We start from the raw sequence: 24,756 nt of genomic DNA on the forward strand, positions 1-24,756 counted from the left end.
CGGGCGGCGCGCGGTGCTGGCAAGCCCGGTCGGACCCGCTCGGTCAGACCAGCCCGACGCCGTAGAATAGGCCGATCACCACGAACACCGCCATCGTCTTGATGCAGGTGATCGCGAAGATGTCCTTGTAAGCCTGCCGGTGGGTCAGCCCGGTCACCGCCAGCAGGGTGATCACCGCGCCGTTGTGCGGCAGCGTGTCCATGCCGCCGGAGGCCATCGCCGCGACCCGGTGCAGCACGTCCATCGGGATGCCGGCGGCGTTGGCGTTGGCGATGAAGGTGTCGGCCATCGCCGCCAGCGCGATGCTCATGCCGCCGGAGGCGCTGCCGGTGATGCCGGCCAGCGCGGTGACCGTCACCGCTTCGTTGACCAGCGGGTTCGGGATCGACCCCAGCGCATTGGCGACCACAAGGAAGCCGGGCAGGGCGGCGATCACCGCGCCGAAGCCGTATTCGGAGGCGGTGTTCATGCCGGCCAGCAGCGCACCGGAAATCGCCGACTTGCTGCCCTCGGAAAAACTGGCCTTGACCGGCTTCCACGCGAACAGCAGCACGCAGGCGATGCCCGCAAGCAGCGCGCCCTCCACCGCCCAGATCGCCGCGAGCTTGGAGACTTCCTGCACCACCGGCGCGGGATTGCCGATCACCGCCGGCACGAAGCTGGCGCTGTCACCGTAATGGCCGGGGATCCACAGCGTCAGCAGTTTGTTGGCTACCCCCACCACCAACAGCGGCAGGATGGCGATCAGCGGGTTGGCCAGCTTGCCGCCGGCGAACGCGGCCGGTTCGTTGACCAGCGTGGCCGCATCGCCGTAACCCTCGCCGTTGCGCGCGGCCACGCGCCGCCGCCAGTCGAGGTAGGACAGGCCCACGAGCAGGATGAAGACGCCGCCCAGCGTGCCCAGCACCGGCGCCGCCCAGGTATCGGTGCCGAAGAAGGTGGTGGGGATGATGTTCTGGATCTGCGGCGTGCCTGGCAGCGCGTCCATGGTGAAGGTGAACGCGCCCAGTGCGATCGTGCCGGGGATCAGCCGCTTGGGGATGTTGCTCTGGCGGAACAGCTCGGCGGCGAACGGGTACACCGCGAATACCACCACGAACAGCGATACCCCGCCGTAGGTCAGCAGCGCGCAGACCAGCACGATGGACAGCATCGCCCGCTGCGCGCCGACCACCCGGATGGTGGCCTGCACGATGGCCTTGGAGAAGCCCGACAGTTCGATCACCTTGCCGAACACCGCGCCCAGAAGGAACACCGGGAAGTACAGCTTGAGGAAACCGACCATCTTGTCCATGAACAGGCCGGTGAACATCGGCGCGACCAGCGACGGGTCGGTCAGCAGCACCGCGCCCAGCGCCGCCACCGGCGCGAACAGGATCACGCTGTAGCCGCGGTAGGCCACCAGCATCAGGAAGCACAGCGCGGCCAACACGATCAGAAACGACATGCCCATCCCCGGCGGCGGATTCAGGGCTGCGAGTGTCGTGGCAGCGGCCGGGCCGGCCCATTGTCCGAACGTCCAATGCCGCAGCGAAGCGTTGCCGCTTACCTTGCCGGGCATTGGTGGTAATCGTGCCGCCCGCAGCACCCGGAGGGGGAGTGATGAAACGCAAGCAATTGAGCATGGCGATCCACGGCGCGCTGGCCGTGTCGCTGCTGGTGGGCGCGCCTGCGCTGGCCCAGGACGCCTCTGCGGCCAAGCAGGACGGCCAGAAGACCACGACGCTGGAAAGCGTCAAGGTCACCGCGCGCAAGCGCGAGGAGACCCTGCAGGAAGTGCCGGTGGCGGTCACCGCGTTCACCGCGGCCGCATTGGACAAGCTCAACGTGGAGGACCTGTCCGATCTTGACGCGCAGGTGCCGAACCTCACCATCTACGCTGCACGCGGTTCCAGCAGCACGCTCACTGCCTACATCCGCGGTGTTGGCCAGTCCGATCCGTTGTGGGGCGTGGACCCGGGCGTCGGCATCTACATGGACGATGTCTACATTGCCCGCCCGCAGGGCGCGCTGCTGGACGTGTTCGATGTCGAGCGCATCGAAGTCCTGCGCGGCCCGCAGGGCACGCTGTACGGCAAGAACACCATCGGCGGCGCGATCAAGTACGTCTCCAAGGGGCTGCGCTCCGACTTCAACGGCTACGGCTCGGTGACGGTGGGCAATTACGGCCAGCGCGACATCAAGGCAGCGGTGGGCGGTGGTTTCGGCGGCAGCGAATACCTGCGCGGCCGCATTTCCGTGGCCGACCTGCATCGCGACGGCTTCGGCGAAAACGTCATCACCGGCGCCCAGGTGAGCGACAAGAAGATCCGCGCGTACCGCGCCAACCTGGGCGCATACGTCACCGACAAGTTCGACCTGCAGTTCGCATTCGACCATGTCGACGACACCTCCGGCGTGCGCGGCGCGAAGATGCTGGCTCCCAACCCGTTCAACTCGATCCCGCTGTACGGCGGCACCGGCCCGAAGGCGCCGATGGCGAGCCGCTACGACGTGCGAAACGGCATGCCGAACGTCAATGACACCACCCTCAGTGGCGCCTCGGTCACCGCGAACTTCCGCATGAACGAAGACTGGACGTTCAAGTACGTCTTGGCCAAGCGCGAGTCGGATACCGAGACCAACATCGACTTCGACACCACCCAGGACAAGATCGCCGACGTCAAGGCGTTCTACAGCGACGAGCAGGTCACCCACGAGGTCCAGGCCAACTATGACGCCGGCGGCCGTATGCGCGGCGTGTTCGGCGTCTACAGCTTCGATGGCGAAGCCGGCGGGCAGGTGCTGAACAACTTCTTCAACCTCAGCTTCGGCGACACCCAGGGTACGGTCTATACCGAGAGCGTCGCCGCCTACGCGGACTGGACGTTCGACGTCAGCGATAGATTCAGCGTGGACCTGGGCATGCGCTGGACCTCCGAGGACAAGCACGCGGTGGTCAAGAACATCGGCTATACCGACGGCACTTTCACCAAGCCCAGCGGCGTGGTGGCTGCGGCCTTCGACAAGACCATCAATTTCAAGAACCTGTCGCCGAAGATTTCGCTGGATTACCAGGTGACGCCGGACATCATGGTGTATGGCGTGGCCTCCCGCGGGTTCAAGTCCGGTGGCTACAACATCCGCGCGCAGGCCACCGCGGTGCCGCGTTCCGCCGATCCGTTCCAGGACGAGCAGGTGGACAGCTACGAGGTCGGCACCAAGATGGGCCTGCTGGACCAGCGGCTGTTCCTGAACCTGTCGGCGTTCCACAACAAGTACAAGGACATCCAGCTCTCCATCTTCACCGAATACACCACGCCGCAGAACACCAAGGCGTTCTTCGGTGACTTCACCAACGCAGGTGAGGGCACCGTTGACGGCCTTGAAGTCGAGTACCAGTGGCTGGCCACCGACAGCTTCACGATCACCGGCAATCTGGCCTGGCTGGACGCGAAGTTCGACACCTACATGTTCAAGAACGTCAACATCGCCAAGCAGCAGGAGTTCACCAATGCACCGGACTTCTCGGGTGCGCTGAACGCCGAGTACCGCATGGACCTGGGTAGCGCCGGCAGCCTGTCCGCGCGGGTGGGTTACAGCTACCAGAGCCGCGTCGTGGCAACCACGGAAGTGGTCTATGACCCGGTGACCAAGGCGACCGTGCAGCCGATCACCCAGGATGGGTACGGCCTGATCGGTGCCGGCCTCATCTGGAAGTACAACGATGCCTGGACGGTATCCCTGCAGGGCAGCAACCTGGCCGATGAGGAATATCTCACCACTGGTTACAACCTGTATTCCGCACTGGGCGTGCACACCGGTTTCTACGGTCCGCCGCGCCAGTACAGCCTGACCGTGAAGTACGACTTCTGATCCAATCCCCGGGTGGAAACGGCGCGGCGGCGGGCTTCGGCCCGCCGTCGCGTTATTCTCGCCCGCGATGCTGACCAATGACCTGCGCCCCGCCACGACCCCGCTGTCCACGGCATGCCTGAAGGCGGCGCGATGCTGAGCGTCGCCGCGGTCGTGGCCGCGGCCCTGCTGTGGCTGGGCCTCCTGTTCGGCACCGGGCTTGTCGCGGAGCGGCATCCCGGCGTCTTCGAAAGGCACTGGCGACACGTCTATGCGCTGTCGCTGGCGGTCCACTGCACCTCGTGGACCTTCTACGGCACCGTCACCCAGGCGGCGCGCTACGGCTGGCCGCTGCCGCCCACCTTCGTCGGCGCGATCCTGTTCTATGCGCTGGCGATGGCGTTCATGATGCGGCTGGTGCGGCTGGCGCGTGAAAGCAACGCCACCTCGCTGGCCGACCTCATCGCCACCCGGCTGGGCAAGGATCCCTGGCTGGCGGCGGTGGTGACCCTGGTTGCGGTGCTCGGCCTGATTCCCTACATCGCGCTGCAGCTGCAGGCGATCACCATGAGCCTGGCCACGGTCACCGGCGGGCTTGCCACCAGCGCAGATGCGCCGCTGTGGCACGACGGTGCGCTGTACGTGGCCTTGGCGATGGCGCTGTTCGCGATCCTGTTCGGCACCCGCCGGGTCGATGCGGCCGGGCACAACCGCGGGCTGGTGCTGGCGCTGGCGTTCGAATCGCTGTTCAAGCTGGTGGCGATGCTGGCGCTGGGCGGTTTCGTCTGGCTGGGCCTGCACGGCATGCCGGAAATGCCCGCTGCGCCTTCGCCGGTGCGCACGGCCGGCGGCTTCATGCCGCTGGTGATCCTGGGCGCGCTGGCGATGTTCGTGATGCCGCACCAGTTCCACGTCGGGGTGGTGGAGTGTCGCGACGAGGCCGACGTGCGCACCGCGCGCTGGCAGTTCCCGCTGTACCTGCTGCTGATCGCACTGCCCACGCTGGCACTGGCCCGCTACGGCGCGGCGCTGCTCGGCGATGCGGTGCCCACCGACATGTACGCGCTGGCGCTGCCGCTTGCGCAGGGCAATGCCGCGCTGGCGCTGCTGGTATTCCTGGGCGGGCTCAGTGCCGCCACCGGCATGGTGATCGTCAGCACGCTGACGCTGAGCCTGATGATCGGCAACCACTGGTTCGCGCCTGGCCTGCTGCGCGGCGCCTGGGCACGCGCGGGGGGCGACGGCCATGGCGACCATCGCGGCGACCTGCTGCTGCTGCGGCGCACCGGCATCGTGGCACTGATGCTGCTGGGCTGGGCTTACAGCCGGCTGGTCAGCGGCAACGAGGCGCTGGCGGATGTCGGCGCTGTATCGTTCTCCGCGCTGGCCACGCTGGTGCCGGCGCTGGTGTTCGCGGTCTGGCGGCCGCACACGCCCGCCGTTGCCGCTTCGGCCGGCGTGCTGGCCGGCTTCGTGGCGTGGTCGTGGGTAATGCTTGTTCCGATGCTGCTGGCCACCGCCGGCGGCGACCCGGCCTGGTTGCGGGACGGGCCCTTCGGGCTGTCGTGGCTAGCGCCGGACGCGCTGTTCGGTCTGACCGGCTGGAGCAGGCTGGGGCGCGCGGTGGGCGTGAGCCTGTTCGTCGGTGCAGCCACTACGGTGCTGGTGGCCGCGCTGCGCGGTGCGCCCCGCCATCGTCAGGCGGGGAGTGCCGACCTGGCCAGCCTGCGCAACGCGGGGCGACGCTTCCTGCCGTCGGCACGCGTGGATGAACTGCTGCGGCATGCACCCGCCACCGGGCCGGTGCCTGCGCGGATCGAATTGAAGCTTGAACACGAGTTGGCCGCGGTGCTGGGCAGCGCTTCCGCGCGCCTGCTGCTGGACGCGGCGCGCCGCGATCCGGTGGACGATGCCGACCGTCGCGGCGCCGACCTCGACACCATTGCCGCCATCGTCGGTGAGGCCTCGCAGGACCTGCGCTTCAACCAGCGGGTGCTGGAAGCGGCGCTGGAGAACATGAGCCAAGGCATCAGCGTGGTCGATGCCGAACTGCACCTGGTGGCCTGGAACCGCCGTTACGAGGAGTTGTTCGGCTACCCGAAAGGGATGCTGCGGGTGGGGATGCCGATCGCCGAGGCGGCACGCTGGGCGCTACGGGAAATCGCCGGCATCGACCCTGTGCAGGATGTCGCCGCGCTGGAGCGCCGTCTGGCGCATATGCGCGCCGGCACCCCGCATCTGTCGGAGCGCGTGTTCCGTGGCGGCAGGAGCGGCGAAGACATCATTGTGGAGATCCGCGGCAATCCGATGCCGGGCGGCGGCTTCGTCGCCACCTTCACCGACGTCACCGCCTTCCGCCAGGCCGAGGCCGGGCTGAGGCGGGTGAACGAAACACTCGAGCAGCGTGTGGCCGAGCGCACCGCGCTGCTGGAGACCGCCAAGCGCGAGGCCGAGCACGCCAACGACGCCAAGAGCCGGTTTCTGGCGGCCATTGGCCACGACCTGCTGCAGCCGCTGCACGCGGCGCACCTGTTTACCGATACCCTGCAACAGCGCGGAGAACCCGAGCAGCGCGAACTGGCGCGGCATATCGGATCGGCGCTGGATTCCACCACCGACCTGCTGACCACCCTGCTGGACATGTCGCGGCTGGAGGCGGGCGGGCTGGTGCCGGAGCCGCGCGCCTTCCCGCTGGCCGACGTGCTGGACCCGCTGGTGGCCCAGTTCCGCGTGCTGGCCGGGCAGCGCGGCCTGCGCCTGGACTTCGTGCCCACCCGTGTCTGGGTGCGCAGCGATCCGCAGCTGCTGCGACGGGTGCTGCAGAACTTCCTCGCCAACGCGCTGCGCTACACCGCAAGCGGCCGGGTGCTGCTGGGCGTGCGTCGGTGCGGCAACGAGCTGCGCATTGAAGTCCACGACACCGGGCCCGGCATCGATGCCGCCCAGCGTGAAGCGATTTTCGAGGAGTTCCGGCGTGGCGAGGATGCGCCGGGGCAGGGATTGGGCCTGGGTCTGGCGATTGCCCGCCGTATCGCCCAACTGCTGGGATCGGATGTATCGCTGCGCAGCACGCCCGGTCGCGGCAGCGTTTTCGCCATCGACGTGCCCCGCGCGCCGGCGGCGCAGCCGCACCGCGCCGCGCCGCGCGGGTTGGTCGGACTGCGTGTGCTGGTGGTGGACAACGAAGCCCCGGCGCGCGAGGCGCTGGCGGCAGTGCTGCGCGGCTGGGGCTGCCAGGTGCGGGCCGCAGCCGATGGCGATGCCGCGGCGGCGGTGCTCGCGCAGGAGGCGATCGACCTGTGGATCTTCGATTACCACCTCGACGGCGGCGATGACGGCGTGGCGCTGCATGGCCGCCTGGTGGCGGCGTTCCCGGCTTCGCCGTGCCTGATCCTCAGCGCCGACCAGACCGGCGCGGTACGCACCGCCGCACAGGAAGCGGGTTTGCCGCTGCTGATGAAGCCGTTGCGCCCACTGGCCCTCAAATCAGTGCTTGACCGGATGCTGGCGGCGCGCGGGTCGGATTTTTCCTAACGTTCATTCGGGCAAATCCTGCTTGGCCGGGGCGGGGTGGGGCGCTACCTTGTGCCCTTCGGACTGGGGAGAGCCGGGATGGGGATCAGGGTATTCATCGTTGACGACCACGCGCTGGTGCGCGCCGGCTTCCGCCTGGTCCTGGGCGCGGAGGGCGACATCGAGGTGGTCGGGGAAGCCGACAGCGCGGAATCCGCGCTGCCGCAGATCCGCAAGCTCAAGCCGGACGTGGTGCTGTGCGACCTGCACCTGCCTGGCCTCAGCGGGCTGGAACTCACCGAGCGCATCGTCCGTGGCGATTACGGCACGCGCGTCATCGCCGTGTCGGTGCTGGAAGACGGGCCGATGCCACGCCGGCTGCTGGAGGCGGGGGCGTTCGGCTACGTCGGCAAGGCCAGCGACGCGTCCGAGCTGTTGCGCGCGGTGCGCGACGTGGCACGTGGCAGGAAATTCCTGGCCAGCTCGATCGCGCAGGGGCTGGCGCTGGCTGGCCTGCACGGAGAAACCGCCTCGCCGTTCGATACGCTGACGCCGCGCGAACTCGAGGTCGCCCTGCTGCTGAACCAGGGCCTGCGGCAGGAGGCCATCGCGCGCCAGCTCAGCCTGAGCGCCAAGACCGTCAACACCCACAAGACCCGGCTGTTCGAGAAGCTGGGGATCCACGACAACATCGCGCTGGCGCGGCTGGTGGGCCAGTACGGCCTGGTCGATCCTGCGCAGGCGGTGCACTGAGTCCTGCGCGATGCCTGCGCCGCCGCGGCAGCGCTCGAATTCCGATGATGCAAATGAAATGGCGCCGGTTTCCCGGCGCCATCTGTTTGTGCTCGGTACCGCCCGGAATCAGGCGTTGTGACGCGGCTCGTCCGCATCCTTCTCCGCGGCTTCCGTCGCGGCAACCTGCGCTTCCGGTGCGGCCGGCTCGACCTCCGGCAGCGATTCGAACAGCCCGCGCGTGGTGGCATCAGGGGCAGGCGCGGCCGCCGGTGACGGCGTGGCGGCTGCGATCGGATCAACGGCCGGCGCCGCTTCCGTCGCGGTCGAAGGCGCTGCCTGCGGAATGAGATCCGGCTGGGCGGCGGCAATGCCGGCCTGCGCAACGGCCACTTCCGCCGGGCTGGCGTCCGCGGCCTGCGCCGTGGCGGCCGAGGCGGGAGTCGAGGTCGCAGCCATTGCATCGCTGGCAGCTGCGGTGCGCTCAGCCTCAACTTCAACGTCGAGGTCCACCGAGGCGGTTGCGCTCACCGCGTCCGCCGGGGGCAGAGAGTCGGCTTCGGCATCCGCCACCGGTGCGACAGGCGCGACGACATCCGCGGTCGCCGGTGCCGGAGACAGTTCGGGTGCGGCGGCCGCAACGGCTGCGATCGCTGCCGCTGCCGGCTGCGGTGCCGGTGCTCCGGTCTTCGCAGCGGCCTGCTCGCCGTGGCGCAGCGGGGCAGGATCGGCCGCAACTGCGGAGACGGCCGGGGCCGGGGTCTCGATGTCGTCGAAGTCGAACTCCGGCTGGTTGGTGTCGGCGCCGACCACTTCGTCCAGCACATCGTCCTGGTCCAGCGTGGCCTCGTCGGCACCGGCTGCATCACCGTTGCCACGACGGCGGCGACGGCCACCGCGACGGCCGCGACGGCGCTTGCCGCCACCTTCGCCCGTATTGGCCTCATCCCCCGCGACAGGCGCAATGTCACCGGTGGCTTCCAGCCGCGCTGCTTCGAGCGATTGAACGACTTCAACCGGGGCCGCCGATGGTGCCGTTGCAACCGACTGGGCAACGGCGCCGTCATTGGTTGCGATCATGGTCGCAGCGGTGGTGGCAGCCGCTGCCGCGGCTTCCGCCGGCTGTACCGTTTCGGTGGCCGGGCGCTCCTGCTTCGGCGGGCGCGGCTGCTTCTGCTGCTGCGGCTGCTGCGTCTTTTCCTGCGCCTTCTGTTGCTGCGGCAGGCGCTCCTGCTTCGGCTGGGCCTGCTGTTGTGGCCTGTCCTGCTTCTGCTGCGGCTGCTGCTTCTGCTTTTGCTGCTGCTTCTGGCCTTCGCCGCGGTTGTCGCGCTGGCGATTGTCGTCACGCCGACTTTCGTCGCGGCGGCCGTCCTCGCGGCGTCCGTCGCGGTTGCCGCGGCCGTCGCGCTCGTTGCGACGGTTGCCACGCTCGTCGCGGCGGCCATTGCCTTCGCCGCGCGCGGGGGCCGCAACGGGGGCGGCCGGGGCCGCTCCGAATAGCCCACGCAGCCAGCCGATCACGCCGCCGGTGGCGGGCGCAGCATGTGCGGTGGGCTGGGCTGCCTGGGCAAAGGCCGGGGTGGGCGCCTGTTGCGGCTCCTGCGGCATCGGCTTGGGGTCGCGCAGCGGTGCCGGCTGGGCCGGCTGCACCTTGGTGACGGCCGGCGGCGGGATGTTGAGCTGGGCCTTGGTCAGCGCGATGGTGTTCAGCTTGCGCGGGGTGCCGCGCTGGTAGCTGGGCTTGGTGGTTTCCTCGCCCATTTCGTTGTCGCGGATGCGGGTGACTTCGTAGTGCGGCGAGTGCAGCTGCTCGTCGGCCACGATCACGATGGGGGCGTCGTGGCGCTGCTCGATCTCGCGCAGCGCGCTGCGCTTCTCGTTGAGCAGGAAGTTGGCGATCTCCACCGGCGCCTGCACCAGCACCTGGCCGGTGTTGTCCTTCATCGCGTGCTCCTCGGCGACGCGGATGATCGACAGGCTCAGTGATTCGATGCTGCGCATGCGGCCATGGCCCTCGCAGCGCGGGCAGACGATCTGGCTGGCTTCGCCCAGCGACGGGCGCAGGCGCTGGCGGCTCATCTCCAGCAGGCCGAAGCGGCTGATGCGGCCGATCTGCACGCGCGCGCGGTCGTACTTGAGTGCGTTCTGCAGCTTGTTCTCGACGTCGCGCTGGTGCTTGTTGGACGACATGTCGATGAAGTCGATCACCACCAGGCCGCCGAGGTCGCGCAGGCGCAGCTGGCGGGCCACTTCCTCGGCCGCCTCCAGGTTGGTGTTGAACGCGGTTTCCTCGATGTCGCCGCCCTTGGTGGCGCGCGCGGAGTTGACGTCGATCGCGGTCAGCGCCTCGGTCTGGTCGATCACCAGCGCGCCGCCGGAGGGCAGGCGGATGGTGCGCTCGTAGGCGTTCTCGATCTGCGATTCGATCTGGAAGCGGTTGAACAGCGGCACGTCGTCGGTGTAGTGCTTGAGCTTGCGCTTGTTGTGCGGCATCACCTGTTCGACGAACTCCAGCGCCTCGGCGTACATCTCCGGGGTGTCGACCAGGATCTCGCCGATGTCGCTGCGCATGTAATCACGCAGGGCGCGCACGATCAGGCGCGACTCCTGGTAGATCAGGAACGGCGCCGGCTTGCTCAGCGCGGCCTCGGCGATCGCGCGCCAGATGCTCAGCAGGTAATCCAGGTCCCACTGCAGCTCTTCCGCGTCGCGGCCCACGCCGGCGGTGCGGATGATCACGCCCATCTCGTCGGGGATGTCCAGCGAATCCATCGCGCGCTTCAGTTCGGCGCGATCGTCGCCCTCGATCCGGCGCGAGACGCCGCCAGCGGTCGGCGAGTTCGGCATCAGCACCATGTAGCGGCCGGCAAGCGAGATGAACGTGGTCAGGGCCGCGCCCTTGTTGCCACGCTCTTCCTTGTCCACCTGCACAACCACTTCCTGGCCTTCGCGCAGGAGCTCCTTGATGCCGGCCTTGTTGTGGTCCACGCCCGCCTGGAAATAGTCGCGGGAGATTTCCTTCAGCGGCAGGAAGCCGTGGCGCTCGCCGCCGTATTCGACGAAGGCGGCTTCGAGGGACGGCTCGAGCCGGGTGATACGGCCCTTGTAGATGTTGGACTTCTTGTTGTCGCGGGACGGCTGTTCGATGTCGATGTCGTACAGGTTCTGTCCGTCGACGATGGCGACCCGCAGTTCTTCCGCCTGCGTGGCGTTGATGAGCATTCGCTTCATTGTGCGTTCCTTGTGCGCTGCCACACCCGGCATGGGTGCCGCGCGGAACGCCATGGGCGTTTCGCTTCTGGATACCACCAAGCGCGCGGCCGCGCTGGGCGCTGGCCGTGCCGCTTTCGAGTTTTCCAGCGCTGCCACACCACGGCGAACCGCGGGAGCGCTTTTTCCTTGTAATGGGCTTGCTGGGCCGGCGACCGCCACCGCATGCCTTGTGGGGAATGGGCGCGTCGCACGGGGCGTTGTTCAACGGGCAGAGTCACGGCGGGGGCCGGCAATGGGCGGGTTTGCCGCGCAGCCGTTAACATGTCCGCCCCGAGGGCGGTGGCAACGTCACTGCGGCGGGGCTCGCCAGGCAGGCCGGCTTTCGGCCGGATGGGCGGTCAACCGCCCGACACTTCCTGCGAAATCAAACCCTTGCATCGCCCCCCGAGTGTAGCAGATCAGCCTCCAATGACACAGCCGGATACCCCCCCCAGCGGCGGCGCGCGTACCGTCCGCGTTCCCGACGATCGCGCCGGGCAGCGGCTGGACAATTTCCTGCTGGGCCAGCTCAAGGGCGCCCCGCGCAGCCTGGTCTACAAACTGGTGCGCAGCGGACAGGTGCGGATCAACGGCGGCCGGGCCAAGGCGGAGCGCAAGCTCGAGGTGGGAGATGATGTCAGGATCCCGCCTGTTCGACTCGAAACGCAGCAGGATGCCGGACGTTCGCCGCCAAAGGGCCTGCTGGCGGCGCTCGAGGCGTCGATCGTGTTCGAGGACACCCGCCTGCTGGCGATCAACAAGCCATCTGGCATCGCCAGCCATGGCGGCAGCGGCATCTCCTTCGGCGTGATCGAGGCGATGCGCGCGCTGCGCCCGCGCGACACGCTGGAGCTTGTCCATCGGCTGGACCGCGACACCTCGGGCCTGCTGGTGTTGTCCAAGAAGCGTTCCGCGCTGTCGGAACTGCAGCGATTGCTGCGGGAAGATCATGGATCAGGCATCGAAAAGCGTTATCTGGCGCTGCTGGTTGGTCGCATGCCGGGCGGTACCATGAGCGTGGATGCGCCGCTGCACGTCGGCCTGCGCCAGGGGGGCGAGCGGCATGTGCAGGTCAACCCGGCCGGCAAGCCGTCGATGAGCCATTTCCGGGTGCTCGAGCGGCGTGGGGGGCAGAGTTATTGCGAAATCCGCATCGAGACCGGCCGCACCCACCAGATCCGCGTCCACGCCCAGCACATCGGCCATCCGGTGGCGGGCGACGACAAATATGGTGACGAAGCCGCCAACAAGCGCCTGCGCGAGCAGGTCGGGCTGAAGCGGCTGTTCCTGCATGCTTCCACCCTGGAGTTCGCGCTCGATGGCGGCAAGGCGCCGTATTCGCTCAACGCGCCGCTGGTGCCGGAGCTGATCGAGGTGCTGGACAGGCTGGGGTAGGTGCCGGACTGGTCTTGGCCGCCACAGACTTCATCCGACACGCCGCGAATATGTTCATGCAGGCTTCTCGGCGGCTTGGATGCCGCCGAGAGCCAGCGGAAGCCCACGGCAGCCAATGCCTTCGATGTATTTCAGCCCGCCAGCAGATCCGCCTTTGCCGCGCAGATGAAATCGTTCTCGCTCAGCCCGCCGACGTCGTGGGTGGAGAAGTGCACCACGCAGCGGTCGTAGTGCACCGACAGGTCCGGATGGTGGTTCTCGGCATTGGCGACGTGGGCCAGCGCGTTCACGAACGACATCGTCCGGTAGTAGTCGGCGAAGCGGAAGGTCTTGCCGAGCACGTGGCCGTCTTCCAGCAGTTCCCAGCCCTGCAGCTGCGGCAGCAACTCGCGGATGCTGGCTTCCGACAGCCGGTGTTCATGGCCGCGGCGAGCCACGCAACGGGCTTGGGCGAGGGGGATGAGGTCGGCCATGATGTTCTCCGTGCGCGGGCTGAACCGGGATGCGGGCGATACGCAGCTGCAACGCAGCGCCGCTAGAATAGCCGGATGATCCAGATTTCCGAAGCCGCGCAGACCCATTTCCGCAAGCTGATCGAGCGCGAGGCGATTCCCGGTCTGGGCGTGCGTCTGTCCGCCCAGCAGCCCGGCACAGCGCGTGCCGACGTGCGTCTGGAATTCGCCGAGCCGGCCGAGCTTGCCGGCGACGAGTGGGCAATCGATTGCGAAGGCTTCACGCTGTGGCTGGATGCTCCCAGCGTGCCGTTCCTCGACGGCGCCGAAATCGACTACGCGACGATGGCGACGGGCGGCCAGCTGCAGATCCGCGCACCGCGGATCAAGGGCGTGGCACCGGGCGAGTCGGCATCGCTGGTCGAGCGCGTGCGCTGGGTGATCGAGAACGACATCAATCCGCAGTTGGCCATGCACAAGGGCCACGTCACCCTCACCGAGATCACCGCTGACGGCATCGTGGTGCTCAATTTCGGCGGCGGCTGCCACGGCTGCAGCATGGTGGACATCACCCTGAAGCAGGGCGTGGAGAAGACGTTGCTGGACAAGGTGCCGGGGGTGGCCGGGGTGCGCGATGTCACCGACCATGCCAGCGGCAGCGCGCCGTACATGTCGAACGGCGGGACCTGACGGAACCGGGCGCGCGTGACGACGGCACAGGACCTGATCGCCGCGCTCGAACAACGGCGCCTGCTCAAGCGGGGGCACGCTGATGCGCCGGGGGAAATGCCTGCCGGCTGGCAGCGCTGGTTCGACGCGCAGCCGCAGGCCGATGCCGGTGCCGCGCGCGCGCATATCGAAGCCTGGGTGGCGCCGCTTGCGGAGCGCCTGACCTATGCGGCGCAGGGCCGTGCCGCGCGGCTGGGCCTGCCGTTCTTCCACTTGCAGCGGCTGGCGCGCCCGCACGACCCCCGCGATGGGCGCGTCCTGCGGATCGGCGTGGGCGCCGCCGACATCGTGCTGCACCTGCTGCTGGCGGCCACGCTGCTGTGGCTGATGTACCTGCATCTGGCCGAACTGGCGCGGCAGGACGACGAGCCAGGCCAAGTGGTGCAGGTCCATTTCATTGGTCGCGGCAATGCCCAGGCGGGTGGTGGTGCGGTTGCCGAGCAGGGGGCGCAGGGCGCGCCGTTGCGGGCTTCCCCTGCCTCCCGCCGGATGCCGGCGCCTGCGCAGGAAGCCGCCGCTGCGTCCGCGCAGCCCTCGGAGACGGCGGTGCCGCCGGCGGTGGAGCAGGTCGCTTTGCCGCAGCAACAGTCGATCGATGCCAGCCGACCGGTGCCGCAGTTGGAGCAGGTGCCGACGCCGCCGGAGGCGCGCCAGGTGCTGCAGGTGAGCGAGGTGCCGCAGCCGCAGCCGGACGGATTCAAGCTGCCGCCGCCGCGCGAACGCAGCGTGGTGTTGCCGCAGGCGACGCTGCGGGAAGCCCATCCGCGGCCGCAGGTGGAGTCGCTTCCGATGCTCGAAACGCCTGCACCCCGCGCGCTGCAGCCCTTGCCGCAGCAGGCGCAGTTGCGCGCGCCGGAATTGCGCGAAAAGGTGCGGGACATCGAAGTGTTCCGGCCGGATGCGCGCCTGCAGGCGCGCGAGCGCACGGCGCCGACTGCCGATGCCACGGCGCAGGTGCGGGTGCCGCGGCCGGTCGGGCAGGTGCGTGAATTGCCATTGAAGCCGGATCCCGGCGGTGCAGCCGTTGCCGCGCCAGAGCGGGGCAACGCCCCGGCGGGCGGCGGCGCGCGTGCGGCGAGCGCCGGCGCCGGCCAAGTGCAGGCCGGCAGCGGACAGGGCGTACGAACCGCGAAGGCGGGCGGGCGTGGCGTCGCAGCAAAGGGCGCCGGTGCCGGTCCCGGGTTGAAGCCGGCACCGGGCGGGTGGCCGGGCGCGGCGAAGAGCGATGACTGGGGTGCCTCGCAGCGTAACGTCGCCGGGACAGGCAATGGCGACGGCCGCGAGGGTGATGGCAAGTCCGGCCTGTTCAACGCCGACGGCAGCGCGCGCCTGCCGGACGAATGGTCCAGGCAGGACGGGCTGGACCTGGATCGGGCGGGGACTTGGCTCAAGCGGCCTGGACTGGAATACCGTGGCACGCGCTTCGACAAGTACTGGATCCCGCAGGGTACGCTGCTGCAGGAATGGGTGCGGCGCGGGATCAAGGAGCTGTCGATCCCGATTCCCGGCACCGGCCTGAAGCTGAAGTGCGTGGTGTCGCTGCTGCAGTTCGGCGGCGGCTGCATGCCGGTGGACCCGGACGTGAACGAGCAGTCGTCGACCGGTCGCGCCGCGCCCGCGGTGCCGTTCAAGCCCGAGCTGCAGGAAGACAACGGCAGCGTGCGCCCGGCGCCCGTGCCTGCGGAAAACCCATAGCGTCGATCAGCGATGCCCGGACTTGTTGCGGGGGACAGGTGATGCCCTTGCGCTGCCGGCCATCAACGAAGCGGGCGACTCAGGCGCGTGCGCCCAGCGACTGCACCATCAGTGTGCGCAGGGCGGCATCATCGCGCGCCACCGGCGGCGCGATCTCGGTCAGCGAAAACCCGCGCGCCAGCGCATCGTCCTCGTCCAGTCCTTCGAACGCCACGAACTCGGCGTCCATCAGCGCGGCGCGCGCAGTGTCGATGCTGTCGTAGGCGAGGGTGTTGCCATCGCTGTCGAAGACCTCCGCGGTCCCGGCCTCGCGTTCGCGCAGGCGTGCCCACACCACGGTGCGGCCCAGCGTGGCCAGCCACCAGCTGTCGTTGTCCGTTTCGCTCATGACAATCCCTTTCCGATGATCCACAGCACGCCGCCCATCGCGATCCCGCCCAGGATCACCAGCAGGGAGATGCGCGAAGGCGTGGCCAGCCCCGACAGGCTGCGGTCGGACGCGCTGCGATAGTCGCCGCGCAACAGCCACCAAAGGGCCACGGGCTTGAGGAAAGCACCGGGGCCGAACTGTTCCACCAGCCGCGGATGGCGGTCGCGCAGGTGCACCAGTGTCAGCGGCCAGAAGATCACGAAGGCGGTGGCGCCGGCGATCGCGATCGCGAATGCGGTCAGCGCCAGGAACAGGACCAGATCGGCGTCCATCAGAACTCCGCCGAGCCCGGCGCGCGCGGATAGGCGATCGCATCGCGGATGTTCGCCAGCCCGCACACATAGACCACCAGTCGTTCGAAGCCCAGCCCGAAGCCGGCGTGCGGCACCGTGCCGTAGCGGCGGAAGTCGCGGTACCAGCCGTAATGGGCCGGGTCGAGGCCGAACTGCGCCATGCGCGCGTCCAGCACGTCCAGGCGCTCCTCGCGCTGGCTGCCGCCGATGATCTCGCCGATGCCCGGCGCCAGCACGTCCATCGCCGCCACGGTCCTGCCGTCGTCGTTGATGCGCATGTAGAACGCCTTGATCTGCTCGGGGTAGTTCATCACCACCACCGGGCGGCCGACGTGTTCTTCGGTCAGCCAGCGCTCGTGCTCGGTCTGCAGGTCCAGGCCCCACTCGACCGGGAATTCGAATTTCCTGCCGGACTTCTGCAGCAGCGAGATCGCGTCGGTGTAGTCGATGCGCTCGAACGGTGCGTTGATGAATTTTTCGAGGCGGGTGATGGCGTCGGGCTGCACGCGTTCGGCGATGAAGGCCATGTCGTCGGCGCGCTCGTCCAGCACCGCCTTGAACAGGTACTTCAGGAAGTCCTCGGCCAGGTTGGCGTCGTCGTTGAGGTCGGCAAAGGCGATTTCCGGCTCGATCATCCAGAACTCGGCCAGGTGGCGCGTGGTGTTGCTGTTCTCTGCGCGGAAGGTCGGGCCGAAGGTGTAGACCTTGCTCAGGCTGAGGCAGTAGGCCTCGACGTTGAGCTGGCCGGACACCGTGAGGAAGGTTTCCTTGCCGAAGAAGTCGCGGCTGAAGTCGACGTTGCCCTTGCCGTCGCGCGGCAGGTTGGCCATATCCAAGGTGGAGACGCGGAACATCTGCCCGGCGCCCTCGGCATCGGAAGTGGTGATGATCGGCGTGCTGATCCAGTAGAACTGGCGCTCGTGGAAGAAGCGGTGCACCGCCTGCGCCAGGCAGTGGCGGATGCGGGTCACGGCGCCGAACAGGTTGGTGCGCGGGCGCAGGTGGGCGAATTCGCGCAGGTACTCCAGCGAATGCTGCTTGGGCTGCATCGGGTAGGTCAGCGGGTCTTCCACCCAGCCGACGACCTCGACGGCGGAGGCCTGCACCTCGAAGCTCTGGCCCTGGCCCTGCGACTTCACCAGCGTGCCGGTGCAGATCACCGCGCAGCCGGTGGTCAGGTGCTTCACCTCGGATTCGTAGTTGGGCAGGGTGTCCGGCGCCACCACCTGGATCGGCGCGAAGCAGGAGCCGTCGCTGACGTTGACGAAGCTCAATCCGGCCTTGGAGTCACGGCGCGTGCGCACCCAGCCGCGCACGGAAACCTGGCCGCCTTCCGGGACGTGCCCGGCCAGCGCCTGGGCCACGGAGATCGTCGTCATCTTGAAATCCTGCGTTGCAAGCATGAAATAGAGCGGGGAGTTTACCGGAGCTACAATCCCCGCATGGCCATTCTGCTGACCGACACCGCCCGCGACCGCATCCGCGGCTACCTTGATGCCGACCCCGCCGCCTTGGGCCTGCGCTTCGGCGTTTCCCGCAGCGGCTGCTCGGGCTGGGGCTACAAGGTGGACATGGCGCGCGAGCAGGGCGCGGACGACGTGGTGTTCGACGCCGGCGGCGTACGCATCTTCGTCGATGCCGCCAGCCTGCCGCAGGTGGACGGCACCCGCATCGACTTCGTGAAGCAGGGGTTGAACGAACAGTTCACCTTCGACAATCCCAATGTGACCGGCGGCTGCGGCTGCGGCTCCAGCTTCACCACCGGGCTGGTCCAACTGGCCTGATTTGCACGCAAGTGCTTGATTGGCCATAATGGTCGGCTCCCGCTTGCGGGGGGCTCTTGCCCGAACGCGCCTGTCCATGTCACCGGCAGGTGGCCGAGGGCTGTCCGGCCGGCATCGCGCCAGCCGCCATCCACAAGGAAACCACCATGCGTCACTATGAAATCGTGTTCCTGGTCCATCCGGACCAGAGCGAGCAGGTCCCGGCGATGATCGAGCGCTACAAGGGCGCCATCGAGGCCGGCAACGGCAAGATCCACCGCCTGGAAGACTGGGGCCGCCGCCAGCTGGCCTACCCGATCCAGAACCTGGTGAAGGCGCACTACGTGCTGCTGAACATCGAGGCCGAGCAGTCCGTGCTGGACGAGCTGGTCGACACGTTCCGCTTCAACGACGCGATCCTGCGCCACCTGGTCATGCGTCGCGACGACGCGGTGACCGAGCAGTCCCTGATCATGAAGAACAAGGACGAGAAGGGCGACAAGCCCGAGCGTCGCCGCCGCGACGACGAGAGCGACAGTGCCGTGGGCACTGGCGAATCCGATAACGCCGAAGCCGCCTGAGGAGCACGTCCATGTCCAAGTTCTTCCGCCGCCGCAAGTTCTGCAAGTTCACTGCCGAGGGCGTGACCGAGATCGACTACAAGGATCTCAACACCCTGCGCCAGTACCTGACCGAGACCGGCAAGATCGTGCCGAGCCGCATCACCGGCACCAAGTCCAAGTACCAGCGCCAGCTGCAGAACGCCGTCAAGCGCGCTCGCTTCCTGGCTCTGATCCCGTACACGGACAACCACAACGTCTGATCCCGCTCGTTGACGAGCAAGCCCGTCCATTCGGACAGCCACCGTTGCGGCGCATCGCGCGCCGCTAACGAATACGGAGCAACACCATGCAACTGATCCTCCTGCAGAAGGTCACCAACCTCGGCAATCTCGGCGACAAGGTCGACGTGAAGCCGGGCTACGGCCGCAACTACCTGGTGCCGCAGGGCAAGGCCGTGCCGGCCACCGCCGCCAACCTGGCCGAGTTCGAGGCCAAGCGCGCCGAGTACGAAGCCAAGGCCCAGGCCACCCTGGATGCCGCTTCCGCGCGCCAGGCCAAGCTGGCCGATGCCAGCGTGACCGTGGCCGCCAACGCGTCCACCGAAGGCAAGCTGTTCGGTTCGGTCGGCCCGCGCGAAATCGCCGAGGCCCTGACCAAGCAGCTGGGCGTGGAAGTGAACAAGTCGGAAGTGGTGATGGGCGAAGGCCCGCTGCGCCACACCGGCGAGTTCGAGGTGCTGGTGCACCTGCACGCCGACATCGACACCACCGTCAAGGTGGTGGTGGTGCCGGAAGCCGCCTGATACGGCCGCCAGCCAGCATGACCGCGACGGGCGCCGCAAGGCGCCCGTTTCGTTTTTACGGAACGTCGGAACGATCACTGTCGCAGCCAGTGAGATGCCCACCGGTTATCCACAGGGTTATCTGCAACGCTTGCCGACGGCGCCGACTACGATGATCGTTTCCACCGCACAACAACGACCGGCCCGCCATGACGGGCCGACAGGGGAGTCACGCTGCCGATGAGCGCAAGGTCGGGGATCCGTTCCGATGCCAGCTTCCAGACCCGCAACGAGCACCGGGTCGAGCAGCTGCGCGTGCCGCCGCAATCGATCGAGGCCGAGCAGGCGGTGCTGGGCGGGCTGATGCTGGACCCGAACGCGTTCGACCGCGTGGCCGACCAGCTGGTGGAGGAGGATTTCTACCGGCGCGACCACCAGCTGATCTACCGCGCGGTGCGCGAACTGGTGGAGAAGAACCGCCCTTGCGACGCGGTGACGGTGGGCGAGTGGTTCGATTCGCAAGGCATCAGCGAGCAGGTCGCCGGCGGTGCCTATCTGGTCGAGCTGGCCGCCAGCACGCCCAGCGCGGCCAATATCAAGGCCTATGCGGAAATCGTCCGCGACAAGGCGGTGCAACGCCGGCTGATCGACGTCGGCACTACCATCGTCAACGACGGCTTCCAGCCCGAAGGCCGCGACTCCGGCGAACTGCTGGCGCAGGCCGAATCGGCGGTGTTCGCGATTGCCGAAGGCCATTCGCGCGGCAAGCAGGACTTCACGCCGGTGCGGCGCGCGCTGGCCGAGGCGTTCGAGATCCTGCAGAAGCGCGCCGAGAACGGCGGCGGCATCACCGGCCTGCCGACCGGTTATTCCGAGTTCGACCAGATGACCGCCGGCCTGCAGCCCACCGACCTGATCGTGCTGGCCGCGCGCCCGGCGATGGGCAAGACCACCTTCGCCCTCAACATCGCCGAATACGGCGCGCTGAAGTCGAAGAAGGCGGTGGCGGTGTTTTCGATGGAAATGTCCGCCGGGCAGCTGGCCATGCGCCTGATCTCGTCGCTGGGCCGGGTCAATGCGCAGCGGCTGAAGGTCGGTGATCTGGAGGACGAGGACTGGAGCCGCGTCACCGGGGCCATCGCCCAGCTCAGCGGCATCAAGATCTTCATCGACGACACCCCGGGCCTGTCCCCGGAGGTGCTGCGCGCCAAGGCGCGCCGGCTCAAGCGCGAGCACGACCTGGGCCTGATCGTGATCGACTACCTGCAGCTGATGCAGGTGCCCGGCAACAGCGAGAACCGCGCCACCGAGATCTCCGAGATCAGCCGCTCGCTGAAGGGGCTGGCGAAGGAGCTGAACGTGCCGGTGATCGCGCTGTCGCAGCTCAACCGCTCGCTGGAATCACGCACCGACAAGCGGCCGGTGATGGCCGACCTGCGCGAATCCGGCGCGATCGAGCAGGACGCGGACATGATCGTGTTCATCTACCGTGACGAGTACTACAACAAGGAAAACTCGCCGGACAAGGGCCTGGCCGAGATCATCATCGGCAAGCACCGAAACGGCAGTACCGGCAGCTTCAAGCTGAAGTTCTTCGGCGAGTACACGCGCTTCGACAACCTGGCGCACGACACCGTCGGCAGCTTTGAGTGATGGCATGCCGAAGGTTGGCTAGGCAGCCGCGGCGGCGCGTGTTCGAATAGCGCCCCTATGAGCGAACTGATGAGCCAGCGGCCGACCCGGATCGTGGTCGACCTGGACGTGCTGGGCGGCAACCTGCGCGCGATCCGCGCGAAGGTCGGCGTGCCGGTGATGGCGATCGTCAAGGCCAATGCCTATGGCCACGGCCTGGTGCCGGTGGCGCACCACCTGCAGGCGCAGGGCGTGGAGCAGCTGGGCGTGGCCTTCGTCGAGGAAGGCATGGCGCTGCGCAGGGCCGGCATCACCGTGCCGATCCTGGTGCTGGGCGGCATCCTCGGTCGCCAGGTCGGGCAGCTGATCCAGCACGACCTGGAAATCACCGTGTCCTCGCTGGACAAGCTGCGCAAGGTCGAGGTCGCCGCCGAGCGGCTGGGCCGCAAAGCGGTGGTCCATCTGAAGATCGACACAGGGATGGAGCGGATCGGCGTGCACAGCTATTCGTGCGGGCCGATGATCGAGGCGGCGGTGGCCTCGGGCTGGTGCACGGTGAAAGGGGTGTATTCGCACCTGGCCTGCGCCGACGATCCCACGTCGGCGATGACCGCGCTGCAGCTGGAGCGTTTCCAGGAGGCCTGCGCCCATTTCGAGCGCATCGGTGCACCCATGCCGATCCGCCACCTCGCCAATTCCGGCGGCGTACTGCATTACCCGGAGACCTGGCTGGACATGGTGCGGCCGGGGATCATGCTCTACGGCGTGCTGCCCGACCCGGACGCGCACCGCACGGTGGACGTGAAGCCGGCGCTGTCGCTGATCTCGCAGGTGGTCTATTTCAAGACCGTGCTGGCAGGGCACCCGGTCGGCTATGGCGCCACTTGGGCGCCGCCGCATGACACCCACGTCGTGACCGTGCCGATCGGCTATGGCGACGGCTATCCGCGCGCGCTGTCCAACTGCGGTGAAGTGCTGATCCGTGGCCAGCGCCGGCCGATCGTGGGCCGCCTGTGCATGGACCAGTTCATGGTCGACCTGGGCCCGGACGGCAGCGCCTACGTCGAGGACGACGTGGTGTTGATCGGCACGCAGGGCGGCGAAACGATCAGCGTCGAGGACGTGGCCAAGCGCGCCGGCACCATCGGCTACGAAATCCTGACCCGGCTCAACGAGCGCGTGCCGCGTGAATACGTGGGCGGGCCAACGGCGGTCGTCTGACCAGAGCCCTGCGGGCTGCACTCCGCGTTGACCACTCGTCAGGCGGCGTGATTCACTCGCCGGGACTACCGGGGAGTGCAGGATGGCCACGTCGAAGCCGCGCCTGAAGCGTCCTGCCGAGCCATTGCGCCGGCCCAAGCGCGAACCGATGTCACGCGTGGACACCGCCTGGTTGCGGATGGAACGCCCAACCAACCCGATGATGATCACCGGCGTGCTGATGCTTGCCGAGCCGATGCAGCTTGCGCAGCTGAAGAAGGTGATCCAGCAGCGGTTCCTGTCGTATGCGCGGTTCCGGCAGAAGCCGGTCGATGGCGCGGCCGGGGCGCAGTGGGTCGAGGACGAGCATTTCGACCTCGACTGGCATGTGCGCCTGGCGGGGTTGCCCGGACGCCCGGGACGGGCCTCCGAGAAGCGCGCATTGGAGCGTTTCGTCAGCGAGCTGGCGTCCAGTCCGCTGGATCCCACCAAGCCGTTGTGGCAGTTCCACTTGGTCGAGCGCTACCAGGGCGGCTCGGCGGTGGTGGCGCGCATCCACCATTGCTATGCCGACGGCATCGCGCTGGTGCAGGTGCTGCTGTCGCTGACCGACACCAGCCGCGAATCGTCCTCGGCCTCCCGGCTCGACAAGGCCTGGCTGAAGGAACAGGCGGCCCCGGTGGCGCGCCGGGTGGGCGCGATGGAGCGCTACATGAAGCTCGGCGGCAAGGCGCTGGGGCAGGGCATGGCGATGATGCAGGACCCGTCGCTGGCCACGCTGCTGGCGAAGGAAGGCGGCGACATCGCCCGCGAGCTGGTGCATGCGCTGGCGCTCCCGGATGACCCGCCGTCGTTGCTGCGCGGCCAGCTGGGCGTCAGCAAGCGGGTCGCGTGGGCCGAGCCGCTGGAACTGGAGGAGGTGAAGGCGGTCGGCCGCGCCTGCGACTGCACCGTCAATGACGTGCTGATGGCCGCCGCCGCCGGTGCGCTGCGTGGCTACATGCGCGACCGCGGCGAGGCGCTGGAGGGCCTGAGCCTGCGCGCGACCGTGCCGGTCAACCTGCGCCCGCTGGAACACGCGAAGAAGCTGGGCAATCACTTCGGCCTGGTCTTCCTTGACCTGCCGGTGGGCGAGGACAACCCGCTGCGCCGGCTGCAGCGCGTGGCCGAATGCATGAACCAGCTGAAGGAGTCGCGCCAGGCCATCGTCGCCTACGGCCTGCTGGCTGCGCTGGGCATCGCCCCGCAGCCGGTGCAGGAGATCGCGCTGGAGCTGTTCAGCCGCAAGGCCAGCGCCGTGGCGACCAACGTGCCCGGCCCGCAGCAGCCGCTGTACATGGCCGGCTGCACCGTGCGCGAGATCATGTTCTGGGTGCCGCAGACCGGCTCGATCGGGCTGGGCCTGTCGATCCTCAGCTATCGCGGCAAGGTGCACTTCGGGATGATCGCCGACGCCCGTCTGGTACCGGACCCGGATGCGGTGGTCCGTCGATTCGGCGAGGAATTCGAAAAGCTCCTGTATCTGGCGATGATGGGGCCCTGGGATGCGCCGCTGGATGCAGCCGCGGCGGAGGCCCTGCTGCAAGACGCAACCTTGGCTTAACGCGGCGGCGCCCGTTCACATTCAGGCCACGATCCGCCGCCTAGCCTCATCGCCGCAACGCCACCGTGCCATCCAGACGAGGAGTCACCCAATGAAGCCGCATTTCAAGCTCGCCATCCTGGGCGTGTGCCTGGCCACCATGACCGCCGGCTGCGCCACCTACACCGGCCAGACCAACGATCCCAACGATCCCAACCGCACCAAGCGCGGCGCGCTGATCGGTGCGGCCATCGGCGCCGCCGCGGGCCTGCTCAGCGGAGACAGCGCAGTGGAGCGTCGCCAGCATGCGATGGTCGGTGCCGGTATCGGGGCGCTCGCGGGTGGCTCGATCGGCGCCTACCAGGATCGTCAGGAAGCCGAGTTGCGCCGCGCCACTGCCGGCACCGGCGTCGACGTCAGCCGCGACGGCGACGTCATCAAGCTGAACCTGCCGGATGGCGTGACCTTCGACTTCAACAAGACCAACGTCAAGCCGCAGTTCTACCCGGCCCTCAACACCATCGCCGGCACCCTGCGCGAGTACAACCAGACCATCGTGGAGGTCAGCGGCCATACCGACAGCATCGGTACCGATGCGATCAACCAGCGCATTTCCGAGCAGCGCGCCAATTCGGTGGCCAGCTACCTGATCGGCCAGGGCCTGCAGCGCGAGCGCTTCGAGATCGTCGGCATGGGTGAACGCTATCCCATCGCCAGCAACGACACCGATTCCGGCCGTGCGCTCAACCGCCGCGTGGAAATCCGCCTGCTGCCGCTGCGTTCGTAAGCCGCACGGCAAATCGTTCCACCGGGGCGGGCCGCGCAATGCGGCCCGCTTCCGTATCCGGCGGATGAACGGCATCCTTCCCGGCCTTGTGAATGCCGCCACCGCCCCTATACTGCGGGTGTC

Annotated in this window: 20 protein-coding genes; 14 read left to right on the forward strand and 6 right to left on the reverse strand. The window is 68.1% G+C overall.

Annotation, left to right across the window (positions count from 1 at the left end; all coding sequences use genetic code 11):
- Positions 1–43: 43 nt before the first annotated feature.
- Positions 44–1,447, reverse strand: a complete 1,404-nt coding sequence (locus tag ICG51_RS13245) for a GntP family permease (RefSeq protein ID WP_190280792.1) — start codon at positions 1,445–1,447, stop codon at positions 44–46.
- A 155-nt stretch (positions 1,448–1,602) separates the two neighbouring features.
- Between ICG51_RS13245 and ICG51_RS13250 the strand changes: the two genes are divergently transcribed.
- The 3 genes from ICG51_RS13250 (at position 1,603) to ICG51_RS13260 (ending at position 8,100) form a co-directional block, all read left to right on the forward strand.
- Positions 1,603–3,855 carry a TonB-dependent receptor gene (locus tag ICG51_RS13250; protein ID WP_190280793.1) on the forward strand — a complete coding sequence of 751 codons (2,253 nt, stop codon included), beginning with the start codon at positions 1,603–1,605 and terminating at the stop codon, positions 3,853–3,855.
- A 132-nt stretch (positions 3,856–3,987) separates the two neighbouring features.
- Positions 3,988–7,368 (forward strand): PAS-domain containing protein, encoded by a 3,381-nt coding sequence (locus tag ICG51_RS13255; RefSeq protein ID WP_190282493.1) that lies wholly within the window; start codon positions 3,988–3,990, stop codon positions 7,366–7,368.
- A 78-nt stretch (positions 7,369–7,446) separates the two neighbouring features.
- Entirely contained in the window at positions 7,447–8,100 is a 654-nt protein-coding gene (locus tag ICG51_RS13260) for a response regulator transcription factor (RefSeq protein WP_190280794.1), read from the forward strand.
- A gap of 108 nt (positions 8,101–8,208) precedes the next feature.
- On the opposite strand, the gene rne is transcribed toward ICG51_RS13260, so the two are convergent.
- Entirely contained in the window at positions 8,209–11,310 is a 3,102-nt protein-coding gene (gene rne, locus ICG51_RS13265) for a ribonuclease E (protein ID WP_190280795.1), read from the reverse strand.
- A gap of 450 nt (positions 11,311–11,760) precedes the next feature.
- Here rne and ICG51_RS13270 point away from each other — a divergent pair, with 450 nt between their 5' ends.
- A complete protein-coding gene (locus ICG51_RS13270) occupies positions 11,761–12,726 on the forward strand; it encodes an RluA family pseudouridine synthase (protein WP_190280796.1) in 966 nt (321 codons plus the stop codon).
- Between the two features lie 131 nt (positions 12,727–12,857).
- Here ICG51_RS13270 and ICG51_RS13275 read toward each other — a convergent pair whose 3' ends face one another.
- Positions 12,858–13,199, reverse strand: coding sequence for a 4a-hydroxytetrahydrobiopterin dehydratase (locus ICG51_RS13275; RefSeq protein ID WP_190280797.1), 342 nt, complete (start codon positions 13,197–13,199; stop codon positions 12,858–12,860).
- Between the two features lie 75 nt (positions 13,200–13,274).
- Here ICG51_RS13275 and ICG51_RS13280 point away from each other — a divergent pair, with 75 nt between their 5' ends.
- Entirely contained in the window at positions 13,275–13,868 is a 594-nt protein-coding gene (locus tag ICG51_RS13280; protein ID WP_190280798.1) for an NfuA family Fe-S biogenesis protein, read from the forward strand.
- A gap of 15 nt (positions 13,869–13,883) precedes the next feature.
- On the forward strand, positions 13,884–15,602 hold the full coding sequence (locus tag ICG51_RS13285) for a hypothetical protein (protein ID WP_190280799.1): 1,719 nt from the start codon (positions 13,884–13,886) through the stop codon (positions 15,600–15,602).
- A 79-nt stretch (positions 15,603–15,681) separates the two neighbouring features.
- On the opposite strand, the gene ICG51_RS13290 is transcribed toward ICG51_RS13285, so the two are convergent.
- Genes ICG51_RS13290 through asnS form a run of 3 tightly spaced genes read right to left on the reverse strand, consistent with a single transcriptional unit; the run spans position 15,682 to position 17,704 of the window.
- A complete protein-coding gene (locus ICG51_RS13290; protein WP_190280800.1) occupies positions 15,682–15,990 on the reverse strand; it encodes a hypothetical protein in 309 nt (102 codons plus the stop codon).
- On the reverse strand, positions 15,987–16,304 hold the full coding sequence (locus ICG51_RS13295) for a hypothetical protein (RefSeq protein ID WP_190280801.1): 318 nt from the start codon (positions 16,302–16,304) through the stop codon (positions 15,987–15,989). The genes ICG51_RS13290 and ICG51_RS13295 overlap by 4 nt, the downstream gene beginning before the upstream one ends.
- Positions 16,304–17,704, reverse strand: coding sequence for an asparagine--tRNA ligase (gene asnS, locus ICG51_RS13300; RefSeq protein WP_190280802.1), 1,401 nt, complete (start codon positions 17,702–17,704; stop codon positions 16,304–16,306). Before asnS ends, ICG51_RS13295 begins: the two co-directional genes overlap by 1 nt.
- A 63-nt stretch (positions 17,705–17,767) precedes the next feature.
- On the opposite strand from asnS, the gene ICG51_RS13305 reads away from it, so the two are divergent.
- From ICG51_RS13305 to ICG51_RS13340, 8 genes are all read left to right on the forward strand, one after another.
- The gene (locus tag ICG51_RS13305; RefSeq protein WP_190280803.1) at positions 17,768–18,109 is read left to right on the forward strand and encodes an iron-sulfur cluster assembly accessory protein; all 342 of its coding nucleotides are present in this window, start codon (positions 17,768–17,770) and stop codon (positions 18,107–18,109) included.
- Positions 18,110–18,255: 146 nt separating this feature from the next.
- Complete coding sequence (gene rpsF / locus ICG51_RS13310) at positions 18,256–18,669, forward strand: 30S ribosomal protein S6 (RefSeq protein ID WP_190280804.1); 414 nt, start codon at positions 18,256–18,258, stop codon at positions 18,667–18,669.
- 11 nt (positions 18,670–18,680) lie between these two features.
- Positions 18,681–18,911 (forward strand): 30S ribosomal protein S18, encoded by a 231-nt coding sequence (gene rpsR / locus ICG51_RS13315; RefSeq protein WP_114961112.1) that lies wholly within the window; start codon positions 18,681–18,683, stop codon positions 18,909–18,911.
- A gap of 86 nt (positions 18,912–18,997) precedes the next feature.
- Entirely contained in the window at positions 18,998–19,453 is a 456-nt protein-coding gene (gene rplI / locus ICG51_RS13320; RefSeq protein WP_190280805.1) for a 50S ribosomal protein L9, read from the forward strand.
- A gap of 219 nt (positions 19,454–19,672) precedes the next feature.
- Complete coding sequence (locus tag ICG51_RS13325; protein ID WP_190280806.1) at positions 19,673–21,085, forward strand: replicative DNA helicase; 1,413 nt, start codon at positions 19,673–19,675, stop codon at positions 21,083–21,085.
- A 57-nt stretch (positions 21,086–21,142) separates the two neighbouring features.
- Positions 21,143–22,285, forward strand: coding sequence for an alanine racemase (gene alr, locus ICG51_RS13330; protein WP_190280807.1), 1,143 nt, complete (start codon positions 21,143–21,145; stop codon positions 22,283–22,285).
- Positions 22,286–22,367: 82 nt separating this feature from the next.
- Entirely contained in the window at positions 22,368–23,867 is a 1,500-nt protein-coding gene (locus ICG51_RS13335; RefSeq protein ID WP_190280808.1) for a wax ester/triacylglycerol synthase family O-acyltransferase, read from the forward strand.
- 139 nt (positions 23,868–24,006) lie between these two features.
- Positions 24,007–24,633: an OmpA family protein gene (locus tag ICG51_RS13340; protein WP_223809624.1), complete on the forward strand. Its 627-nt coding sequence runs from the start codon at positions 24,007–24,009 to the stop codon at positions 24,631–24,633.
- Positions 24,634–24,756 lie beyond the last annotated feature (123 nt).

It is taken from the genome of Thermomonas sp. XSG (assembly GCF_014678725.1).
GTDB lineage: Bacteria > Pseudomonadota > Gammaproteobacteria > Xanthomonadales > Xanthomonadaceae > Thermomonas.

Excerpts from the sequence above, each read along its gene's own strand:
- ICG51_RS13245 (WP_190280792.1), bottom strand. The coding sequence starts at position 1,447 with ATGTCGTTTCTGATCGTGTTGGCCGCGCTGTGCTTCCTGATGCTGGTG.
- ICG51_RS13250 (WP_190280793.1), top strand. The coding sequence starts at position 1,603 with ATGAAACGCAAGCAATTGAGCATGGCGATCCACGGCGCGCTGGCCGTG.
- ICG51_RS13255 (WP_190282493.1), top strand. The coding sequence starts at position 3,988 with ATGCTGAGCGTCGCCGCGGTCGTGGCCGCGGCCCTGCTGTGGCTGGGC.
- ICG51_RS13260 (WP_190280794.1), top strand. The coding sequence starts at position 7,447 with ATGGGGATCAGGGTATTCATCGTTGACGACCACGCGCTGGTGCGCGCC.
- rne (WP_190280795.1), bottom strand. The coding sequence starts at position 11,310 with ATGAAGCGAATGCTCATCAACGCCACGCAGGCGGAAGAACTGCGGGTC.
- ICG51_RS13270 (WP_190280796.1), top strand. The coding sequence starts at position 11,761 with ATGACACAGCCGGATACCCCCCCCAGCGGCGGCGCGCGTACCGTCCGC.
- ICG51_RS13275 (WP_190280797.1), bottom strand. The coding sequence starts at position 13,199 with ATGGCCGACCTCATCCCCCTCGCCCAAGCCCGTTGCGTGGCTCGCCGC.
- ICG51_RS13280 (WP_190280798.1), top strand. The coding sequence starts at position 13,275 with ATGATCCAGATTTCCGAAGCCGCGCAGACCCATTTCCGCAAGCTGATC.
- ICG51_RS13290 (WP_190280800.1), bottom strand. The coding sequence starts at position 15,990 with ATGAGCGAAACGGACAACGACAGCTGGTGGCTGGCCACGCTGGGCCGC.
- ICG51_RS13295 (WP_190280801.1), bottom strand. The coding sequence starts at position 16,304 with ATGGACGCCGATCTGGTCCTGTTCCTGGCGCTGACCGCATTCGCGATC.
- asnS (WP_190280802.1), bottom strand. The coding sequence starts at position 17,704 with ATGACGACGATCTCCGTGGCCCAGGCGCTGGCCGGGCACGTCCCGGAA.
- ICG51_RS13305 (WP_190280803.1), top strand. The coding sequence starts at position 17,768 with ATGGCCATTCTGCTGACCGACACCGCCCGCGACCGCATCCGCGGCTAC.
- rpsF (WP_190280804.1), top strand. The coding sequence starts at position 18,256 with ATGCGTCACTATGAAATCGTGTTCCTGGTCCATCCGGACCAGAGCGAG.
- rpsR (WP_114961112.1), top strand. The coding sequence starts at position 18,681 with ATGTCCAAGTTCTTCCGCCGCCGCAAGTTCTGCAAGTTCACTGCCGAG.
- rplI (WP_190280805.1), top strand. The coding sequence starts at position 18,998 with ATGCAACTGATCCTCCTGCAGAAGGTCACCAACCTCGGCAATCTCGGC.
- ICG51_RS13325 (WP_190280806.1), top strand. The coding sequence starts at position 19,673 with ATGAGCGCAAGGTCGGGGATCCGTTCCGATGCCAGCTTCCAGACCCGC.
- alr (WP_190280807.1), top strand. The coding sequence starts at position 21,143 with ATGAGCGAACTGATGAGCCAGCGGCCGACCCGGATCGTGGTCGACCTG.
- ICG51_RS13335 (WP_190280808.1), top strand. The coding sequence starts at position 22,368 with ATGGCCACGTCGAAGCCGCGCCTGAAGCGTCCTGCCGAGCCATTGCGC.
- ICG51_RS13340 (WP_223809624.1), top strand. The coding sequence starts at position 24,007 with ATGACCGCCGGCTGCGCCACCTACACCGGCCAGACCAACGATCCCAAC.